This window comes from Mycoplasma sp. 6243, assembly GCF_051200785.1.
Classification (GTDB): Bacteria; Bacillota_I; Bacilli_A; order Mycoplasmatales; family Metamycoplasmataceae; genus Mycoplasmopsis.
On the sequence record NZ_CP195154.1, the window covers coordinates 540,975 to 562,550 of the forward strand.

Genomic DNA, 21,576 nt, shown 5'->3' on the forward strand with positions numbered 1-21,576 from the left:
AGATATATTTATATTTTGTATCGAATTTTATAAATAACAAACAAGTTATATAAAATAATTTATAATATATATTCAAAGGTGGTAGAGATGAACAAAAAAATACCTGAAATAAGATTTAAAGAATTTACTAGTGATTGAGAAGAGGATCTCTTGGGAAACATTTACGATTATGCTTCTGAGGGCGGAACCCCAAATACAAACATAGAGAATTATTATAAAAATGGAAAAATTCCTTTTTTAAAAATAGAAGATACATCAAGCAAATATGTTTATCAAACAAATAATTTTATTACTGAAGAAGGTTTAAAAAATTCTTCTGCATGAATGATTAAAAAAGATAGCATAATTTTTACAAATGGAGCTACTATTGGAAATGTTTCTATCAATAAAATACCCCTTTGCACAAAACAAGGTATTTTAGGGATAGAAATAAGAAATAAATTTAACCTGGAATTTGTATATTATTTACTAAAAACATGAAATGTTCATTCTCAAACGCTTAAAAATGTTACTGTTGGTACAATACCAACAATTACACTAGGAAATTTTAGTAATATTACTTTTAAAAAACCTAAAAATACAACTGAACAACAAAAAATCTCCCAACTTTTAACTTCCTTAGATTCTTACCTTACACTTCATCAGCAAAAATATGACTTTTTAATGAATATTAAGTCTACATTGCTATCTAAAATGTTCCCTGATCAAAATTCAAAATTTCCTAATATTCGTTTTTCGGAATTTACTCACGCTTGAGAACAGGATCAAATTAAAGAACTCTTTAATATAACACGTGGTTATGTTTTAGCAACTAAGGATATTTTTCAAAGTCAAAATGGAGAAAATATATACCCAGTTTATTCATCGCAAACACTTAATAACGGACTACTCGGTTATTATAAAAAATTTCTTTTTGAAGATGCTATTACATGAACCACCGATGGAGCAAACGCAGGAACTGTAAATTATAGAGAGGGAAAATTTTATAGTATAAATATTTGTAGGTGTTTTATTAGAGAAAAAAATATAAACCTAACTTATTTCTTGCTCACTCATTACAAAAACGAGTCATTTAAATTTGTAATGAGAGCAGGAAATCCAAAATTAATGAATAACACTGTTGCTGATATTACTATAAAGGTAACTTCAAGTGTCCTCGAGACAACAAAAAATCTCCCATCTTTTCACTTCCCTAGACTCTATCCTTTCACTTCATCAGCGTAAGTTAACTGCTTTAGAGAATATCAAAAAGACAATGTTAGATAAAATGTTTGTTTAAACAAAACACTACATCACAAACCCTCTGATGTAGTGTTTAATTTTATAACAACTAAGTTGTTACTTGCTTATTATCTTTTAATTATTTCACCTGTATCTAAATTATAAATAGTGCTAGGGATATTACTTCCTTTCCGAAAGCAATATAATGATAACAAACAGGATGTTGGTACAATATCACACCAACATCCTGTTTTTGTGGTTTTATGTTTTAGACATAGGAAATACAAAACTTATTTCCTTAGGTAAATATTCATAAAGGTCTTTTACCTGCTGATTACTAGGGTTTATATTAGCTGTTATGGTTTTAGATTTATCAATGTATTTTACATTCATAGTTATACGACTTTTTCGCGAACTTTCTTCAGCCATATATTTAACACCTATTTGTTCTAAATTAATAAGTCAAAAATGTAAATTTTCTGTGTCGTCATTTATGTAATCTGGGACTAAATTATATTGTGAAATCTGAGAATTCTGGTTTCTTGTTTCATACATTAACAAATTCTTACTCTTGAAGAATTCATTAATATCTTCGTTGTTTAAATAAATATTTTGAAACTCTTCTTTGTTAATTTGTTTTAGTTTTTCTTCTGTTAAAGTATTTATGTCAAAATTAACTTTGTCTTTAAATGTTTGATAATATTTCTTAACATAATTTAAATTAAATTTATCTAAAAATAATTTATTGAGTTCATCTACTGATTTAATAAATACATATTTGTCTTTGAATAAGGGTTGAAACATCCCGTTATTTTCTTTGTTATTTTCTCACAAATAATAAAAGTAATTTTCTTTAATTTTCTTAATATCATTTAGTCTTTGATATTCATCTACATATACATAAAATCTTTTTAAATCGTATTCATCATATTCTTTATTATTGTTTGTGTTATTTGTACAACTAGCAACAACCAATGATGTTAATGCAGAAAAAGGAAAAATTCATTTTTTTATAAAATTCTTCATATTATTTTTCCTGTATGGTATATGTTAATGCTAAACTATCATTGATTGAATTATCAAATAAAACATCAGAATATTTTTTAACTTTTAATCGATATATACCTGATTCAGGAGTTACATACTCAAGTATTTCATCGTTAGAGTCACTTGATATGATGCTTTTTACAACAGTTCATTTTCCAGAACTATCTTTTTTTTCTAAATATAAATCATAATCAGAAAATAGTTTATCATTTTGTTTTTGATTTATTGTTTTTAGATTCAATCTTTCTTCATTAATATGACTATTTTTTCATTCTGCTTTTTCTTTTGCTAACCTTGCTCCTTCAACTGAATTAGCTATAACACCACCTAAAACTCCTAAAAACCATCATCAATTTACATTTGCATTGTATGTAGGTAAATTTTCATGTTCTTTTAATAAACCTGAATTGAACAATCAAGAACTTGCTCCCTTGATTTTTTTATCTTTTTGAACATAGAATTCTCTAGTAAACAAAACAAAATCATTATCAGATTTTGAAACTTCTTTAGTTACTAAATTATCGGCTGCTTCTAACATATTTTCAAAATCTACAATACCAGAACCATATTTTTCTGTATATCCATTCGCTTTATAATTGAGATTATTTACTTTTGGGGTTCTTGATGAAGCACCTATAATCGATTTTATAGATTGTAATCTAATTTTGTCTTTGTCTAAGAAATCTCTTTCTCTTAATAATGTTGAAACTAAACCTGTAACAACAGGAAATGCAAAGCTTGTACCTTGTGTATCTAAGTAATTTCACTCACCTTTACTATTTTTATGCCATCTTTTATATAAATATCCTGGAGCAACCACATTAGGTTTAGAAGTGGATGTAAAACTTTTAGGTAATAAATAATTAGAATATTTTGCTATCGTTTCGGTAGGTTTTTGTGCTCAATTACTAAAATCAAGAGCTCCTACAACTAAATTATTAAGGGAAAGTTTATATCCATTTAATCATTCGTTTTCTTTTTCTTTTTTATTGTTACCGTTACCTGATGAAAATATATTTACAACTCCATATTTTCTAGATATATAATCTAAAAATAGGTTTTTTTCATTATATATTGGATGCGCATCATCAATTGTATAACCGTAGCTATGGTTTATAACCCTAACCTTTTTATCTTTAACCATTCATTCAATACCTTTTTGTCATTCAGAATCTTCTATAAAGGCAGAAAAGATAAGTTTAGAATATCTATCATATCCTTTTTCGCCTGCTGTTATATTTGAAACTTCATTTGCATGATGGGTAATTGCAAAATCTGGAGTTTCGTTTATCTCAATACCAAATCTATTAAAATTTTGTAGTTTAGTTTCATCTAATCTCCCTATTACTTCTAAAACTCCAACATTCCCTAAGTTATTGTAATATCTTCTATTCTCTCTTTCTATTTGCTTCTTAAAATTTACTATTTCTAAATCTTTTGTGTTATCGATTGTAATATCCCTATCATAGTAAATATCTCAATCAATAACTTTTTGCTTGCGTGAATTCGTTGTATTAGATAATTGAATATTTTGTATTTCGTTTGGAAATACAATACCTTTATAAATTTCTTTTTTTTCTATAATACTTTTGACAAATTCTTTTCTTTGATTTTCATTATCAAAATAGAATCAAACGATCGGCATCATCGAGCTTGTTTGATAGCTTTTGAAATATAAATTTGATTTTTTAATGTTTTCTATGAATTCATTATTTTTTTGGACAGTTCATTTTTCATCCATAACTGAATTTTCTGCTTCATAATTTAATAAAAGTTTTAATTCATAATTATTGTTTACAGGAACATTCCTCACAGAATTAAATAGTTGTCCGTTTTTGTTTATACGAACTTCTAATTTATTATTTTGATATCCTAAATATCAAGGTTTTTCTTGATTTTTTAACACATTTGTAGCTGTTAATGCTGGTATACTAGCAACTGATGTAGTTAAAATACTACTAAATAAAAATATTTTTTTAATTTGCTTTTTCATATTTACTCCTTTTATGTTTAAGTAATAAATAAATTTTTCTTCAATTTCTTAACATTCTTATTCTACATAAAAAAAAGGTGAAATTAGAAAAAATAATTTAAAATATATTAAAAAATTTAGAAAATGTGCAAAATCTATGAAAAGGAAGTTTAACAAGAATTAAGATAAAAAATTAAAAAATTTTAGACATTTGTGAAATCAATTACTGATTTTCAAACTTAAAATCTAAATGTTTAAGTCATGTAGGTTATATAAAAATAACTTATGAACAAATATTTGGTATTAATGAGTATAATATGAGATGATTAATACTTAATAAAAATATAAACAAATTTAAATCAAAATCGCCACAGCTATTTGCTGCAACGATACAAAGTTAAATCTGTTAGTTTTATACTTTCTTGTTTATGTGTTTTTCCTGTATTTCCCGTTTTGATGGTGAAAATTCTGTTTACCTATTGTTTATAGAGGTAAACAGAATTTTAAGGTATTTTTTTTCTTACTACTTTTTTAATCTTCAAGCGTAAGTTAACTATTCTTAAAAATATTAAGAAAAAATTATTAGAAAAAATGTTTATTTAGGTTAGAATACACAAGAATTTAAACATAAAATATGATAACTTACAATATTAGTAATTTATCAGTTATTTTATTCTGCTAAATCTGCTAAAAAAGGAGTAAAATATAATTAATATTAAAATATAAATACAGGAGCAATTATGGCAAAATTTAGACGTATTTTTATGATTGTAACAGACGGTTTAGGAATTGGTCCGGATAAAGATCAAATTAAATTCGGTGATGCTGGCGCAAACACTATTCGATCTGCTTCAATGGTTGAAGAATTTCAAATTGATACTTGAAAAAAATTAGGTATCGGTAATATTGCTAATCTTAACGGAAATTATTATGTTCGTAAGCCACTTGCATATATGGCTAAAGTTCAAGAAGTTTCAAATGCAAAAGATACACTAGCTGGACATTGAGAAATGATGGGGGTTAAAACTAATACTCCGTTTCCTACATTTACTGAAAATGGATTCCCACAAGAATTAATTGATGAGTTATCAAAGGCTTTTGATGGAAGACCAATTGTAGGAAACAAAGCTGCTTCTGGAACCGAAATCATTAATGAATTAGCCCACGAAGAAAAAGAACGTGGTGCTATTATAGTATATACATCAATGGATTCGGTATTACAAATTTGTGCTCATGAAGCTTGAACTGGTTTAGATAACTTATATCGTTATGCTAAAGCAGCGCGTGAAATTTGTTCATCAAAATCTGAATGAAATGTTGGTAGAATTATATGTCGTCCTTATATAGGTGATTTTGGTAGTTTTGAAAGAACTTTTAACCGACATGATTATGCTAACGCACCAGGTTATACTATTTTAAATAGTTTATATAACAAAGGTATTGAAGTTATTTCAGTTGGTAAAATTAATGATATATTTGTAGGCAGTGGAATTTCTAAGCACTTTCCATCCGAAGGTGATGCAAATGGGATGGATATTACAATTGATTTAGCGACAAAAGATGGTGAAAATCAATTTATTTTCACTAATCTTGTACAATTTGATTCGCATTTTGGACACCGTCGTAATGTGCATGGATATGCACAAAATATAGCTAATTTAGATACAAAACTTGCTAAGTTAATCAATGTAATGCGTGAAGATGATTTATTGATTATAACTTCTGATCATGGAAATGATCCAACCTATCCAGGATTCAACCATACCCGGGAATTACTGCCAGCAACTATTTTCTCTAAGTCATTTAAATCTCCAAAGGTTTTAACTAACTTTAACGGTTTAGGAACATTAGGAAACATTGTAGCACGTAATTTCGATGTTGATATAGTCACTGAAACCGGAGATGATATCTTTGACGAGTTAGTTTAAAAATACAGCAGTATTGCTGTATTTTTAAAAATGATTATAATTTAAATATGAATAAGCAAATTAAAGTAGGAATTGTAGTTGAATATAATCCGATGCATAATGGACATATTTATCAAATTAATTGAATTAAAGAAAAATTTCCTAATGCAAAAATAATCATAGCGATGTCGTATAAATATTCACAACGTGGTGAAATAATTTGCTTACCTTTTTATCAAAGAAAGAAAATGGCTAAAAAATATGGAATTTATAAAGTTATTAAAATAAATAACAAAATCTCAGCACAAGCTGCACATATTTTTGCTTCAGAAGCCATTAAGTTGCTTAATAAAGCAAATATTGATTATCTTGTTTTTGGTTCTGAAACAGATGATATAAACACTTTTATCAATGTTGCTCAAATAATTAAGAATAATCAAGAAAAATATAACCAACTTGTTAAAAAATACCTAAAACAAAAAGGTAATAGTTTTCCGAGAGCAACAAATTTAGCATTAAGCAAATTAAGTGGATTTGAAATTAATCAACCTAATGATATTCTAGGTTTAGAGTATGTTAAAACTATAATAAATAATAATTTTAAAATTATCCCTATTTGCTTAAAACGTACCATCGGATTTCATAGCGAACAAATAAGTAATAATTTTGCTAGTGCGACAAAATTAAGAGCAATGCTTAAAGAAAATCAAAGTATAAAGCCTTTTTCTCCTTTTGATATAAATAAAATCAAGCCGAAATTTCTTATAGAAAATACTTATCCAAAATTTCAAAAGATTGTAAGAAAACTATCAGCATCCAAAATATCTCAATTTCATATGGTAACTGAAGGAATTGAAAATCTTTTTAAAAAGCATATTGAACAACCAGATTATCAAAGTTTTATCCAAGCATGTGTGAGCAAAAGATATACTGCAAGTAGAATAAAAAGAACATATTTATATGTTCTTCTTAAAATTAAGAAATTCGTTATTTAATTTTAATAGAATATGCATTGATATTTTTATAAGGAATATCATTTGTGTTAAAAATCATAGTTTTCTTAATTGAATCAACAGTTATTTTAAAATTACATATATATGGAATAAACAGGTTATTAAAAACTGTGATTTTTACAATTTTCGCTATTGGATAATGAAAATAAAAAGTTTTTTGTTCACATTGATTAATAAAATATGAAGTTAAAATTTGATAATAATTAACTTGTGACAATGGTTTTATAGAATTTTCATTTAATGTTAGATGTCTTAAAATAAATCCAATATTATTAGGAATCAAGCAAGATAATTTAATTAAAAGTTTTATTTTATCTATTAAATAAAAATATCCTGATTTTTCAAAAACCATAAACTTTTTTAAATCAAAGATAGTAGTGTATTTTGATTTAAAAGTTTTTATAATTGCTTTAAATGTATGATTATAGTTCGATGAAATCTTAAAATCATATAGGTAATCATCAAAAACTTGAAATGTTTCAAAAATAGACAAATTACTTTCGTTTTCTTCATGGATATATATTAATCGATTATATAAACTTTTAAATGCATATAATGTTTTTTTTAAGTAATTAGTTATTTCTTCTTTGTCTTTTTTATTAATTTTATTTATCTTAGATGAGATGTTTTTTAGCATTAAAGTATCATTGTTGAATACTTCGGAATATTTCTTAGTAATTAAAATTAAGTTATCTCTTAATTCATTTTTACTAGGATCAAATTTACTTAAATCTAGGTTTTTTGTTACTAACATATCTTCATATATAACATTCTGTGTCGATGTTAGCGTTTTTTGTATTGTTTGACTATCTTCTGAATCATCAAGAATGTTTTCGTTTCGGTTAATTGCATTTGCAATAACTAAAATATTACTAAAGTTCAACTCACAAGCAATAGAAATATTTTTAAATTGCAAAATCAAAGAAAGAAAATTTTGTAATAATTTCAATTTTCTTTCTTTCTCTTTTTTATTTTCAAGTGTATATTTTGAACTTTTTTCAATATACATAAATTCTTCATTAAAAAAATATAAATATATATCAGGGATAACAACAACAAATTTCGTTAATGATTTAGATGTGTTTTTAAGGTGAAAGAATACCGAATCATAATATTCTTGGTTTTTTTGATAGTTACTTTTTGTTATTACTTCACCATCTAAAAATACAAAGTGCTTATTATCAAAATTATGTGAAGTTTGTGATCAAGAATATCTCGAATAATACATTACTTGGAACCTCCGAACTTTTTAGTTGGATATCTAACTCGGCAAGGTTTATTAAAATATTATGAATCTTTTTAATTCCGTATAATTTTATAACTTGCAAAATCTTCTTATACCTTCAATCTTGCAATTTTGTTTGTTGCATTATATCATAATCAGTATATTCAAGTTCTTTGAGATTATAAACCCTATCTGCAAGTGAAAAAATACTAAAAATCTGTGACATTAAAGTTATTTCATTATCACCTTCACTACTGCGTTCAAGGTATTTTTGATAAATTTTACCTACATCTTTACTTTCTATCGAATTTATAAAAGCAAATTGGTTGTTTAACTTATAGTCTGATATAAAATCGTCAATAATATCCTTAGTTAAATTATCGGTATATGAAGTCATTTTCTCAACTTCATTTTGGATGATAAATAAGTTTTCTGGTAATTTTTCAAGCAAGTAAATTAAGTTACTTTGTGATATTTTTGTTCCCTTAGAACGAATAAAATTACCTATCTGTGTTCTTATTTCATACTTATTTATTTTATGTAGTTCTATAACTTTAAAAGCGCTCAAAATAAAATCTGTTAAATTATTTCTTGCATATTTAATTTGATTTAATACTAAAATCAAAGCATTTTTGTTCTGTCGCATAAATACTTTTTTAAAATATTCGATTATTTCTTTGTCTTTTTCGGAAGTTTTTGTTGCAGTTAATAGATTAAGATTATAAACGATAAATAATTTCGGTTGCTCAAACAAATTTTCACTTGAAATTTCATCTAAAATTTCAAGTAAATTATAATTTTCACGATAAGTAAAGATATTTTCATCTAAAAATTTTTCCTTAATTTTATTAATTTCGCGATTTATAAAAAACTCTTCATCACCTATTATAAAATGCATAATAATATTATAACTGATAATGCCACTTTTTATAAAGATACATCATTAAAATAGAGCAAACATAAATTAAAACTACCATAATTTCTTTAACATATAAAAATTCAATTTTGATATTTACTACAAAATATAGCATCATTGAAATAATTGAGTTTACACTGTATATAACTAAAAAAGATGCAAAAGGAAATCAAAATAAAACTAACGATACTATTAAAATTATCTCATATAATATAGCAAAAATAGGTATGATTAAAAAAGAAAGCAAATTTATATTTTTATTCATATAAATTATGAACAAAATTGATATAAATCATAATGCTAATGAAGTAATAATTTTTGTTTTAATTCTAGTTAACTTTTTTGTAAAAAGTAGTAGATAAGTTAAAATAAAGGTGATAAATAATCCAACAGATAAATTAATTTGATTGTTTAAACCAATACATATAAATGCAGCAAAAAGATATTTATCAGACTTATCCTTGAAATATTTTTTATTTCTAGGGAGTATTTTAAAAACAAAAGCACGGTTAGTTGAAAAACTTCAGTTACACAAAAATCAATAAATTCCTATAACAAAAATTCCAATTCATTTTCTTTTTGTTATTTTCTTTAATATTTTATCAATTATCCCAAAATGTAGTCCACTAATAATAAGCAGATGCATAATACCAATTTTTGATGCATTATCAATTAACGATGATGTTTTATATGTATATCCAAATGTCATTGGGATCAAGGTTTGCTGGTAACCATCAAATTTTGAGTAAAAATTAAAAATATAGTAGCGAAAATCTCAGTTTGTAGCAGGTGAGATATTTGTTGATAGGATTTTTTGATAACTTGTTTCAGCAATGTTTCCTTGCACATTGATAAATTGATAAATTGAATAATTATCATTATAATTTGAAATATAATACTTTAAATTTCAAAAATTTCGTACTGCTATATAGCTTTTATAAACACCAATTACTTGGAATGTGTTATTTACACCTGATGCATAAAAATATCTATATATAAGCATTTTAGATAATAAAATTACAGATAAAATTACTATGAAGATAAGTAGTCGAATCAAGTATTTTCTAAAAACATAAATCTGAATTAGTGAAATAATTATCCAAAAAATCAAAATTAATAGACTAAATGATGATAAAACAAGATAAAAGAATGTTAAAACCAAAAATGCATTAAATGATGCTATTCTAGAATCAAGAAAGTTCTTAATTTTTCAATTGTTTTCTGACCAATACCAGAAATTTTTGAAAGTTCGTCTCAAGTTGTTGTGTATCCTTTACTCTCTTTATAATCTATTATCTTTTGTGCATATGATTTACTTATTCCATAACTTGTTAATTGATTGATTGAATGCAAATCTTCTCAATTAAGTTGATGGTTTTTAAATGGAACATATATTTCTTTATTTTCAATTGCTAAATCATCTAATTTAAATGCAGATACATCTCCATCTGGTAATAGTTTTGTAATAAAGAATAACTGCCGATATGTTAGTGGACTAGAACTTTCGTGAATACCTGTTTGTTTTACTGCACCTTTTAAAATATATCTTTTGATCATTTCTTTTTTTGCTGTATTTTGCTGTGGTGTAGCAAAAAAAGTAAAATAACTAAGTGTTCCAAGTGTAGCTGCTATCAAAATTATGCTTATTATATATTTAAAAATTTTTGCTTTCATATTTTATATATAGATTATTTTAAAAAAAGAAAGCAAAAAGAACAAAAAAAGAACTTTTTATGAACTTGAAATTTAGTAAAATATAAAGAACAAGGAGATTTATGTCATTAAAAGCAGGTATTGTCGGACTTCCAAATGTTGGAAAAAGCACATTGTTTAGTGCGATAACTAAAAAACATGTTGAAGCAAGCAATTATGCATTTACAACTATTGAGCCTAATATTTCATCGGTTCCTTTAATCGATGTAAGATTAAAAAATATAGCTAATTTAGTTAATCCAAAAAGAATAGTATGAGCAACTTTTGATTTTGTTGATATTGCCGGATTAGTCCAAGGTGCTTCAAAAGGTGAAGGATTGGGAAATAAGTTTTTAACTAACATTCGTGAAGTAGATGCAATTATTCATGTGGTTCGTTGTTTTTTAGATAAAAATATTATGCATGTTTCTAATTCAGTTGATCCGGTTCGTGATAAAGAAATAATTAATACTGAATTAATTTTAGCTGATTTAGAAACAATTAATAATGTGTTAAATCGTGTTGCAAAGAAAGCTAAATCAGGTGACAAAGATGCTATTATTGAGCAAAATGCCGCAATGAAAATAAAAAAAGCACTCGAATCTGAAATACCTGCTAGGGAAGTTGACTTAGATGAATCTGAAAGCAAATTTATTAAAGGGTATCATCTATTAACTTATAAACCAATTATTTATGTTGCTAATTTATCATCTGAACAATTTTTGGATTATAATAACAATGCAGTTTATGTGCAACTAAAAAAATCTTTAAAAGATTATGAAAAACTTTTACCGATTTCGGTAAAAGTTGAATCAGAATTAACCGAAATCGAAGATGAAAAGGAAAAACAAGAATTTTTATCTCTTTATGGAATAAAAACTAGTGGATTAGATTTACTTACCAAGCAAGCATTCGATTTATTAAATTTACAAACTTATTTTACAGCCGGAGAATTAGAAGCAAGGGCTTGAGTGTTTTATAAAGGATGAAATGCTCCTAAATGTGCCGGAGTAATTCATAGTGATTTTGAAAAAAAATTTATTAAAGCAGAAGTAATTTCTTATAATGATTATATAAATTATCAAGGTGAATTAGGTGCTAAGAATGCTGGAAAAATGAGATCGGAAGGAAAATCATATATAATGCAAGATGGTGATGTTTGTCACTTTAAATTTGGTAAGTAACTTCTTTATGGGGGTTTTGTATAATGGTATTATAGCAGTCTCCAAAACTGATGATAAGGGTTCGATTCCTTTAACCCCTGCCATATCAAAATGATCAAAAAAACCTAGTTGTTGCTAGGTTTTTTATATGCAAATTCCACAATTCTTGGTTTATTAGCAATATCATTAATAATTTTGATGTCATATTTTCATTTTTGATGATTTCATCAGTTTAAATGTAACGGGTTGATTTCAAAAAATATTTTTGCTTCATTTTTTAAATATTTATCAGCTTTTTTAATAATTTGCTGATAAAAATATAAACCATTATTATCAGTAAATAAAGCATTATGTGGTTCAAAATTAAGAACTGATTTATCAAGTTTTTCGTTTGTTGATAAATAAGGTGGATTACTTACGATAACATCGAATTTACCTATGATGCTATCAAATAAGTCGCAATTGATAATCTTAACTTCTAAATTATTTATCTTCTTATTTAAGTTACTTTGCATAATTGCTTCATCAGAAATATCAGATAAAATTACTTCTGAATTAACAAAATATTTTTTTAATGCTAGTCCGATAAAACCTGAACCACAGCATAAATCTAAAATTCTTAATTTAGCATTTTTAGGATACATCTTTTTCACATATAAAATTAATTCTTCGGTTTCATATCTAGGTATTAAAACTTTATATCTCAGATCAATTTTTACATCAGCCATTTCAATATATCCGATTATTTTTTGAACTGGCATGCCGGTTTCAAGTTGTTGTTCTTCAAAAGAAGATATGTTTTGATCCAAACCATATCTTCTTTTTTCAAGCAATAAATCTGCTTTTGTTGACATTAAATCCCTGCTTCTTTTATTTTTTCATTTTGTTCTTCTGCTAATAATGCATCAATAATCGCATTCAACCTACCTTCCATAATAGGCGCTAAGGATGTTGAATAACTGATGCGATGGTCAGTAACACGATCTTGTGGGTAGTTATAAGTTCGTATTTTTTCAGCACGCGCTCCTGAACCAGCAAGTTTTCTAAATGCTGATTCTTCGGCATGCTTTTTTTGAATTTCCAAATCATAAAGTTTAGATTTTAAAATTCGCATTGCAATCTCTTTATTTTGGATTTGTGATTTTCCTTCTTGACAAGATACTACAATTCCACTTGGAAAGTGTGTAATTCTAACTGCTGAATCAGTTGTATTAACTGATTGACCACCATTACCACTTGAACGGAACACATCAACACGGATATCTTCGGTTTTCACTTCTATTTCTACATCATCATCAATTTCTGGCATTACTGTAACAGTAGCTGTAGATGTATGAACACGTCCTTTTGCTTCGGTTACAGGAATTCTTTGCACACGGTGTACTCCTGATTCAAATTTTAATTTAGAATAAGGTTTTTCACCTTTCACAGCAAAGGTAACTAATGTAAAACCACCTGCTTCAGCTCCAATTGAATCTAATAATGTAGTTTTCATATTATTTTGTGTACATCATTTTGAATACATACGGTATAAATCACCTGCAAAAATATTTGCTTCATCGCCCCCGGCTGCTCCACGAATTTCAACTATTACATCTCTGTTATCATTTTCATCATGTGGAAGAATTAAAATTTTTAATTCTTCTGTTAATTTGTCCATTAATTCCTCGGTTGTTTGAATTTCAAGTTTAGCAAATGCCAAAATTTCTTCATCTTTTTCTATTGATAACATTTCTTTTGCTTGTGTATGATTTTCTTGAGCATCAAGGTATTTGTTAAAAACTATAACGATATCTTTTATTGAATTAATTTCTTTGCTAATTTTGTTATATTTTTTTATATCCGAAATAATTTCAGGTTTTTCAAGCGACTTTTCAAGTTCTTGATATTTTTCCTTGATTTGATAAAGTGATTTATACATTGTTTGTTCCATAGTATTTTTATTTTATCATAATTTTAAATATAAAAGAACCAAAGCGTTCGCTTTGGTAAATTTATTTACGATATTTCGCTGGAACACCATCTAAGTTGATATGACAATATCCAAATGGATTTTTGTTTAAGTATTTTTGATGGTATTCTTCTGCCTTTGTATCATCGCTAACAGGTAAAATCTCAATATAATTATCTTTACCTTCAGTTTCTTTAAATGCTTGATTTAGCTTTTCAAATTCAGCTCTTAGTGCAGTTTCATTAGTATATATCCCAACACGGTATTGTACGCCACGGTCATTTCCTTGTTTGTTTAATGAATACGGATTAATAATTAATAAAAATAGTTTAAAAATATCACTAGGTGTTAAAACATCTGCATCATAAATAATTTTTACAGCTTCAGCATGCGATGAACCATTACATACTTGTCGATATGAAACACCTTCGCTACCACCATTAATATAATGAACACTTGTGCTTAAAACACCTTTGACTTTTTGGAAGAATGCTTCTACTCCTCAAAAGCAACCACCAGCTAAATATACTTCTTTGTTCATAATTTCCTTTCTGTATAAAATTATATATAAATTCTTTAATAAATAAATTTCATTTATTTCTTATCTTTCTTATGAAAATAAAAAAAATTTTCAAATTTTTGGTTTATCTTGTACAATAAAACAAAACAATGTAAAATTTTTTCATCTATTATGATGTTGATTCCTTGTTTGTTATAATTGCTCCGTATATATATATATATATATAGGTTGTGCTTTCACTAAAACCACTTGTATATAGGAAGAAATATATTTATATACCTTTTAAAACATAATAGAGGTTTATATGAATTTAAAAAAACTCAAAACCTTGCTAGTATCTGCATCAGCAGTTGGATTACTAGCAAGTATTTCAGCAACTGATTCACAACCAGCAACTAATAAAGATAGTTCTAAATCAGTTGATAACACAAATAACGATTCTCTTTATCAAATTTTTCCAGGTGTACAACAATCACAATATCAAAAAGATAAAGACTTTTTAATCACAAATGATGTAAATATCATTTTTGAAGAAGGAATTGATGATGCAACAATTGCACGTTTTGATGAAGTATTAAAACTAAAAAACTTGCATTATAAAGCAACACGCAGGTTTATAGCAGGTAAAACTAATATTTTAGTCGGAATCAAAGGTGATAGCACAGATGATTTAGTTGATAAAAAAGTTAAAGAAATAGGAATCAATTTAGATGATAGTTTAAATACTAAAATCGATTCATATCAATTGGATTCTAAAAAAGTTGATATCGACGGACAAGAAACTGATTATATAACAGTTATGGCTAAAAATTCCGATGCTGCTTTTTATGGAGCAACCACCTTGTGACATATCTTTAAACAACTTGATGGGAACAAAATTGCAAGTTTTGAAATCAAAGATTGAGCAGATGTTAAAACTCGTGGAGTTGTTGAAGGATATTACGGAAATCCTTGGAGTTTACAAGATCGCCAAGATTATATGAAGTGAGGAAGTTACTATAAACTTAATGCATATATGTATTCTCCAAAAGATGATCCAAAACATCGCAGCAAATGAAGAGAGTTATATACACAAGATGAACTTGATCGTTTGATCAAACCACTTGCAAAACTTGGTAATCAAACCAAAGTAAGGTTTATTTATACCTTGCATCCATTTTCAGATAGCAGAATGACTATTGCAAACTATGATAGCGATTTGAAAGCATTGAAAGCGAAATTTAAGCAAGTTATCGATGCAGGTGTTCGGCAAATCGGGGTGTTAGGTGATGATTTTGGTAAACCATTTAAATCAGGTAATGATCAAAATGCTGAAACCCAATCTGAAAATCAACAAAAGAAATTTCTGGAAGATTTAGTTTCTTGATTAAAAGAACTTAAAAAAAATTATCCTGATTTAGTTCTAACCATACCTTATGTAGTTGATGAGTATATGGGTGATGGTCAAAAATATTTTGCAAGTTTTCCTCCAGAAGTATCAGTTGTAATGACTTCAGGGGCAATTTTCGGAACCGTAAATAATGATTGATTAAAAAAATATGATCAAACATTATCAAATCAAATACAAACTCAAAATACAGAGTCAAAAACAACTGCAAATATGGTGAATCCACCATTATTATGGATAAATTGACCAGTTAGTGATCAAGCCAAAACCAAACTGATTTTAGGTGGATACAAAGACTTTTTAAAACCAGTTGTGGATGCTTCTAAGTTTTCAGGATTACTGCTAAATCCGATGCAACAAGAACAACCATCAAAAGTTGCTATTTTTGGTGGAGCAAACTATGCTTGAAAAGTTTGAAAATCCGATGCAGAAGCAGATAAAATTTGAGAAAACTCCTTTAAACATGTACTAAATAATTCCGAATTTGATAACGCAGTTTCAATTGCATTTAGAGAAATTGCAAAACATATGATTCATCAAGATCAGAGTAATTTATCTCCCCCACAACTACAAGAATCACAAAATATCAAGGATATAATTACAACACTGCAAAACAAATTAACCAATGATTCATTTACTGATTCAGATATTGATTCATTAATCGATGCATTTAACACAATTTCAAATGCTTTAAAAATCTTTTCAACTTCTACATTAAATCCACAGTTAATTACTCAAATGAAACCATGACTTGATTCTTTTAAAGAATTATCAGCTGGAATTACTATGTTATTAAATGGGTTAAAAAGTTATAAAAATGGTGAGCCAGATAACTTTATTGAATTTGCTAATGTAGGTAAAAATTTGATCGATGCATCTAAAAAACATAGTTTTGATTATTTAGGTAATCAGTTAAATGCTATTCCTGGTTCACAATATATCCAACCACTTGCACAAAAATTAATTGATTGAACTTTAAATAAAATTAATAATCAAACCTTACAACCTAGCAGTTTTACCAGTACTTTTATCACTGAAATGAAAGGTAAACAAGGAAACATCGATCCATCAGTTGTTTTCAATAAAGATAATACAACACAACTTATTTATACCCAATCTAACGACGCTAGTGGCGGGATCAAAGCAGGTGATTGATTTGGAGCAAGATTTAATCATCCTATTTCGCTACATTCTGTTTTTGTTAAATTTGTAGGAGCAGATGGAAATCACTTTTTAACATCTAAATTACAATATCAAATAAATAACAGTGACCAATGAGTAGATGTTCCAAATCAAACATCAATAAATTATTCTGATAATGAATCAACAGGTAAAGATATAAGTTTTAATACTATATATAATGTAATTGCAATAAGACTATATGATACAGAAGAACAACCAAGAAATAATAAAAATTTACGTTTATTAGAATTTCATGCCAATCCAGATGTGACAGCATCTGATGTTGCATATACAGGGCTACAATTTAATCAAGCAAATACTACTATGCAATCAAAGGATGCTTATCAACCTGATTCACATAGTGGACCTGCTTATTTAACTGATAATAAATTATCCACAGAAGGATGATACTCTAATGCTAAAAATGGTCAAAATGATACTGTTTTCGTCGGTGACACACTAGGATTCAGTTTACCAAACATGCAACTTGTTACATCAATCCGAGTAGAACAAGCTTGATCAAAACCTGCTGATGCATTAAATGATTTCATTGTAGAATATAAGGACGAAAACGAAACAGACTCAAGTAAGCAATGAAAACAATTTGGAGCATTTCATCTTAATAATCAACAAATTCAATATATTTCAGGTTATGCTAATGCTAAGGATTTTAGATTTAAGGTAGCAGCACAACAACATGTATGATGAAGATTAGCGGATATTTCGGTGTATGGACCAAATTATACCAGTAAGCAAAAATATCGTATTTCTTCAAACATGAAAGTTTATCAAGATTATAACTTAGACCATGTTTTGGATGCAAATGATCAAAGTTTCGCATGACTGTCACATTCTGATAATGGAAATGTGCAAAATAGTGATTATGTTGATATTGATTTCAAGCGTCCGATGCAAGTTGCATCCTTAAGGATTTTGCAAGAGAATGCTGATAAAGTACATAATATCGTTATTCAAGCAAAAAGAAATAACTTACCTATTGATTCAGATGTTGAAAATATCACTGATGCAAAAAATGATCAAAATATCAATATCCCCGATTCGTGGGGTATTATAACCGGGATTAGAATTAAATCAAAAGATAATTTGCAAACTTGATGAAAATTACACGATGTATCATTTGTTGAAAAACCGCGGCCATCAAATAAATACTTATTCACCGATATCCAAAGTCCAAATCTTGTTACAGATAAAATTGATAATACATTTAAATTATTTAACCAAAATAACCCCGATGCAACCTCGAATATCACTGTTGCAAAGGACAAATTCATCGGTATTGATTTAGGTGATGTATATAATGTAGATTCAATAACAAAAGATATAACAAATCCAGATACAAATCTAAAACTACAATATTCATCAGACGGATATCAATGAACAGATGTTGAAAATACACTTAGCGCTCCAGTAAGAATGCAATTTGTGAGATTAATAAACAAAAAGACAGACAATTCGGATACTAATTTATCAGTTACTTTTAAAAACTTACAAGTTCATATTATAGATGTTAAAACATTTGGATATTTAGTTTCTTCAACCATAGCAAACAATCATAACAACACTGATACAAGAAATTCAAATTATGCTTTCGATGGTGACATTAACACTTCTGTTAGTTTTACATCAACACCTAAAAAAGATAATGAAATTATTTATGACTTAGGTCAGCAAATTGATTTAAAATCTTTACGGATTTATGCAAGTAAATCAACTTCAAATTATCCAAGAAATATAGAAGTTTTAGCATCGGCAACTAATGAAACATCTGCTCATTGAACATCGCTTTTTAGTATCAATGATACCACCGATTCAACTAATAGCTTAGCAAATGTGCAAGCAGGAACAGAAGATCCAAAATATCCAAATGCTAAATATTGAGGAAAAGATGATATCTCTACAAAAGCTAGATATATAAAACTAAAGATAACCAAAGATTATCCAGCAAATACATCATTAACAATTAATGAAATTTTAGTTAACAAAGGTGTCTATATCCCTGCCGATAACGATCCAAGGTTTGGAGGAGAAAATTACACAGAAATTTCAAAAGATACCAAACCTGCTAACACACTGGATTCAAATTTAAATACATATTATGAACCTAAAAATACTAATGGTAAGTTAATTTGATACATTGAAAAAGGTTATTTTGATAACCGTAATTTACGGGTTGTTTCAGATGGAGATTCATATGCATCAGTTTATGTAAATGTTCTTGATACATCTACAAATACAGTAGAAAAGAAGTTGGTAGGTAAATTATTCACAAATATTGTTTCATTTAAACTACCACATCAAGCAAATAAAGCAATTATATCTGTAGAAATTGATTGAGATGCAAGTAAACCTAAGCCAAAAATTACTGAGTTAATTGGTTATGATATTATCCAAACTGCTGAGACTGATAAAAATGCTTTAAAAACCTTAGTTCAAGAAAACATTGAATCAACTTATAACAATTGAACAAACGAATCAAAGACAAATTATGATGCAATTAAGGCTATTGCACAAGAAGCAATTAAGGATGATGAACTCTTAACACAAAAAACTATTGATGATATTAAAACCAGACTAGAAAATGCTAAATCTTCTGCTTTAACTAAAACAACTAAACAACAACAATTACAAGATATTTTAAATTCTGTATTAGAAAACACTGATAATGTTGTTTATACTCTTGATTCATACAGTAAATATCAAAATGCTATTGATGATATTAAAGCAGCACTGAAAAATACAAATGATTTGACCGATTCTACTGTAACATCACTAAAACAAGCATATCAAAAAACAAAAGAATCACTGGTTGTTTCTGATGTTCAACAACAAATAGCACAACTTAACATCAAAAATTTCGATACTATTAATAAGTTAGAATATACTGAATCTTCTTATAATTTGTTAAAAGAGAAATCAGATGCATTAAAAGTAGAGTTAAGAAAAACTAATCCATCTGCAGTTGAGTTAAAAAAACTTAATGATGCATATATCCATGCATACAAATCCTTAGTAGCTTCAGTAAAAGGATCTAAATTACTAGCATATAATGAGTATTTAGAAAATGATGCATATGGATTTACAGATAAATATCAACTTCGTTTTCCTAGTTTATCTAAAAATATTGCTGATTTAATTAATCAACAGAGTGTGGTAATAAGTAACCCTGATGCTACTTCTGCCCAAATTGATGAAGCTTTAGCATCGTTAAAAACTACTACTAATAAAGCAATAGAGCAAAGAAATCATTTGATTTCAAAATATCAACTTCTTACTAAAACACAAATTCCAAATACCAACAATATCTATACAACAGATTCATATGCTGATTACAGTCGAGTTTTTAATCAAATTAAAAATAATCTAATCGATGTTCAAAGAATTACTGAAAAACAAATCAATGATGCACAAAGTCAGATAACAATTGCACAAGATATGCTGAAAATTAATCCATCTAATTTAAATGATGCAAAAAAATATGCTCTAGCTCAATTAGAAAAATTAGATGATAAACAAGATTTTGCAAACAAAATTAACGCTTCCGATTTAACAGATGATAAATTAAGTGAAATTTTAAAACAAATTAATGATCTATATAATGCGCAAGAGACTAAAAAATTACAAGATCAAAGAAATAAAACAAAAGCCTTAATTGATAAAATAAAAGACTTAAAGATAAAATCTGATTTAACTAACCAAATGTCAGATGCTGATAATATTATTGATTTACAAAAAATCTATCTTACAGCAGATGCACAAATAAAAGCAGAAGCAAAAGCACAAGCAGACTTTGATATATATAAAGAAATTATCAAAGGAATTGCAAATCAAATCTTAGATTCAACCAAGAAAGCTCAATTCATCGGTCAAATTGATGCTGCTACTACTAAGCAACAACTAGATTCACTAAAAACTTTAATAGATAAAGAAATTAATGATGAAAAGCAAGCACAACAAGCAAAAGATGAAAAAGCTAAGGAGCAATTAGATCAAGCAAATTCAGATGTTGATGCATTAATCAAAAAACTTCCTGATAATCTGCAAGTAGCATATCATAATAAATATGAGCAAGTTAAAAATAACATTAATGATGTTAATGCATTAAAAGATGAAGTTCAAAAGAAAATTGATGAAATTAACAAAAATCAAGAATCTAAACCTAAAACACCTGAAAATCCTATACCAACTGAAAAACCAGCAGAGAAACCTAAACAACAAATCAAATCATCTAATGCTTGAAAAATAGCTGTAGGAGTTATAGTAGGAATTTTAAGTTTAGGTATCATTAGTGGGTTAACATACTATTTTATAAAGAAAAAACGTAAATAAAATAAGCATCTATGGATGCTTATTTTTGTGTTA

Annotated in this window: 14 protein-coding genes and 1 tRNA gene; 6 read left to right on the plus strand and 9 right to left on the minus strand. The window is 27.1% G+C overall.

Annotated elements, in window-relative coordinates; genetic code table 4:
- The first annotated feature begins 87 nt into the window (after positions 1-87).
- Positions 88-1,224 (plus strand): restriction endonuclease subunit S, encoded by a 1,137-nt coding sequence (locus ACR82Z_RS02345; RefSeq protein ID WP_435130599.1) that lies wholly within the window; start codon positions 88-90, stop codon positions 1,222-1,224.
- Positions 1,225-1,482: 258 nt separating this feature from the next.
- Here ACR82Z_RS02345 and ACR82Z_RS02350 read toward each other — a convergent pair whose 3' ends face one another.
- The gene (locus ACR82Z_RS02350; protein WP_435130601.1) at positions 1,483-2,247 is read right to left on the minus strand and encodes a hypothetical protein; all 765 of its coding nucleotides are present in this window, start codon (positions 2,245-2,247) and stop codon (positions 1,483-1,485) included.
- Position 2,248: 1 nt separating this feature from the next.
- Positions 2,249-4,261, minus strand: coding sequence for a S8 family serine peptidase (locus ACR82Z_RS02355; protein ID WP_435130602.1), 2,013 nt, complete (start codon positions 4,259-4,261; stop codon positions 2,249-2,251).
- A 719-nt stretch (positions 4,262-4,980) separates the two neighbouring features.
- Here ACR82Z_RS02355 and ACR82Z_RS02360 point away from each other — a divergent pair.
- The gene (locus ACR82Z_RS02360) at positions 4,981-6,168 is read left to right on the plus strand and encodes a phosphopentomutase (protein WP_435130604.1); all 1,188 of its coding nucleotides are present in this window, start codon (positions 4,981-4,983) and stop codon (positions 6,166-6,168) included.
- 47 nt (positions 6,169-6,215) lie between these two features.
- Complete coding sequence (locus ACR82Z_RS02365; protein WP_435130606.1) at positions 6,216-7,142, plus strand: nucleotidyltransferase; 927 nt, start codon at positions 6,216-6,218, stop codon at positions 7,140-7,142.
- Here the strand turns inward: ACR82Z_RS02365 and ACR82Z_RS02370 are convergent.
- The 4 genes from ACR82Z_RS02370 to ACR82Z_RS02385 all read right to left on the minus strand — a co-directional run bounded on the left by ACR82Z_RS02370 (position 7,135) and on the right by ACR82Z_RS02385 (position 10,975).
- Positions 7,135-8,388: a hypothetical protein gene (locus ACR82Z_RS02370; RefSeq protein WP_435130608.1), complete on the minus strand. Its 1,254-nt coding sequence runs from the start codon at positions 8,386-8,388 to the stop codon at positions 7,135-7,137. The two genes, ACR82Z_RS02365 and ACR82Z_RS02370, sit on opposite strands and share 8 nt — an antisense overlap.
- Positions 8,348-9,283, minus strand: a complete 936-nt coding sequence (holA, locus tag ACR82Z_RS02375; protein ID WP_435130610.1) for a DNA polymerase III subunit delta — start codon at positions 9,281-9,283, stop codon at positions 8,348-8,350. Before holA ends, ACR82Z_RS02370 begins: the two co-directional genes overlap by 41 nt.
- A 7-nt stretch (positions 9,284-9,290) precedes the next feature.
- Complete coding sequence (locus ACR82Z_RS02380) at positions 9,291-10,304, minus strand: ComEC/Rec2 family competence protein (protein ID WP_435130612.1); 1,014 nt, start codon at positions 10,302-10,304, stop codon at positions 9,291-9,293.
- A gap of 176 nt (positions 10,305-10,480) precedes the next feature.
- Positions 10,481-10,975: an MAG0490 family ComEA-like DNA-binding protein gene (locus ACR82Z_RS02385; protein ID WP_435130614.1), complete on the minus strand. Its 495-nt coding sequence runs from the start codon at positions 10,973-10,975 to the stop codon at positions 10,481-10,483.
- A gap of 101 nt (positions 10,976-11,076) precedes the next feature.
- Between ACR82Z_RS02385 and ychF the strand changes: the two genes are divergently transcribed.
- The gene (ychF, locus tag ACR82Z_RS02390) at positions 11,077-12,177 is read left to right on the plus strand and encodes a redox-regulated ATPase YchF (protein WP_435130616.1); all 1,101 of its coding nucleotides are present in this window, start codon (positions 11,077-11,079) and stop codon (positions 12,175-12,177) included.
- Positions 12,178-12,186: 9 nt separating this feature from the next.
- Positions 12,187-12,260 (plus strand) — tRNA-Trp (locus tag ACR82Z_RS02395).
- A 21-nt stretch (positions 12,261-12,281) separates the two neighbouring features.
- Here ACR82Z_RS02395 and prmC read toward each other — a convergent pair.
- The 3 genes from prmC to msrA form a co-directional block, all read right to left on the minus strand.
- Positions 12,282-13,010 carry a peptide chain release factor N(5)-glutamine methyltransferase gene (prmC, locus tag ACR82Z_RS02400; protein ID WP_435130618.1) on the minus strand — a complete coding sequence of 243 codons (729 nt, stop codon included), beginning with the start codon at positions 13,008-13,010 and terminating at the stop codon, positions 12,282-12,284.
- Complete coding sequence (gene prfA, locus ACR82Z_RS02405; RefSeq protein ID WP_435130620.1) at positions 13,010-14,089, minus strand: peptide chain release factor 1; 1,080 nt, start codon at positions 14,087-14,089, stop codon at positions 13,010-13,012. Before prfA ends, prmC begins: the two co-directional genes overlap by 1 nt.
- A gap of 61 nt (positions 14,090-14,150) precedes the next feature.
- A complete protein-coding gene (gene msrA, locus ACR82Z_RS02410) occupies positions 14,151-14,648 on the minus strand; it encodes a peptide-methionine (S)-S-oxide reductase MsrA (RefSeq protein WP_435130622.1) in 498 nt (165 codons plus the stop codon).
- Positions 14,649-14,931: 283 nt separating this feature from the next.
- Between msrA and ACR82Z_RS02415 the strand changes: the two genes are divergently transcribed.
- Positions 14,932-21,543: a beta-N-acetylglucosaminidase domain-containing protein gene (locus ACR82Z_RS02415; protein WP_435130624.1), complete on the plus strand. Its 6,612-nt coding sequence runs from the start codon at positions 14,932-14,934 to the stop codon at positions 21,541-21,543.
- Positions 21,544-21,576: the final 33 nt, after the last annotated feature.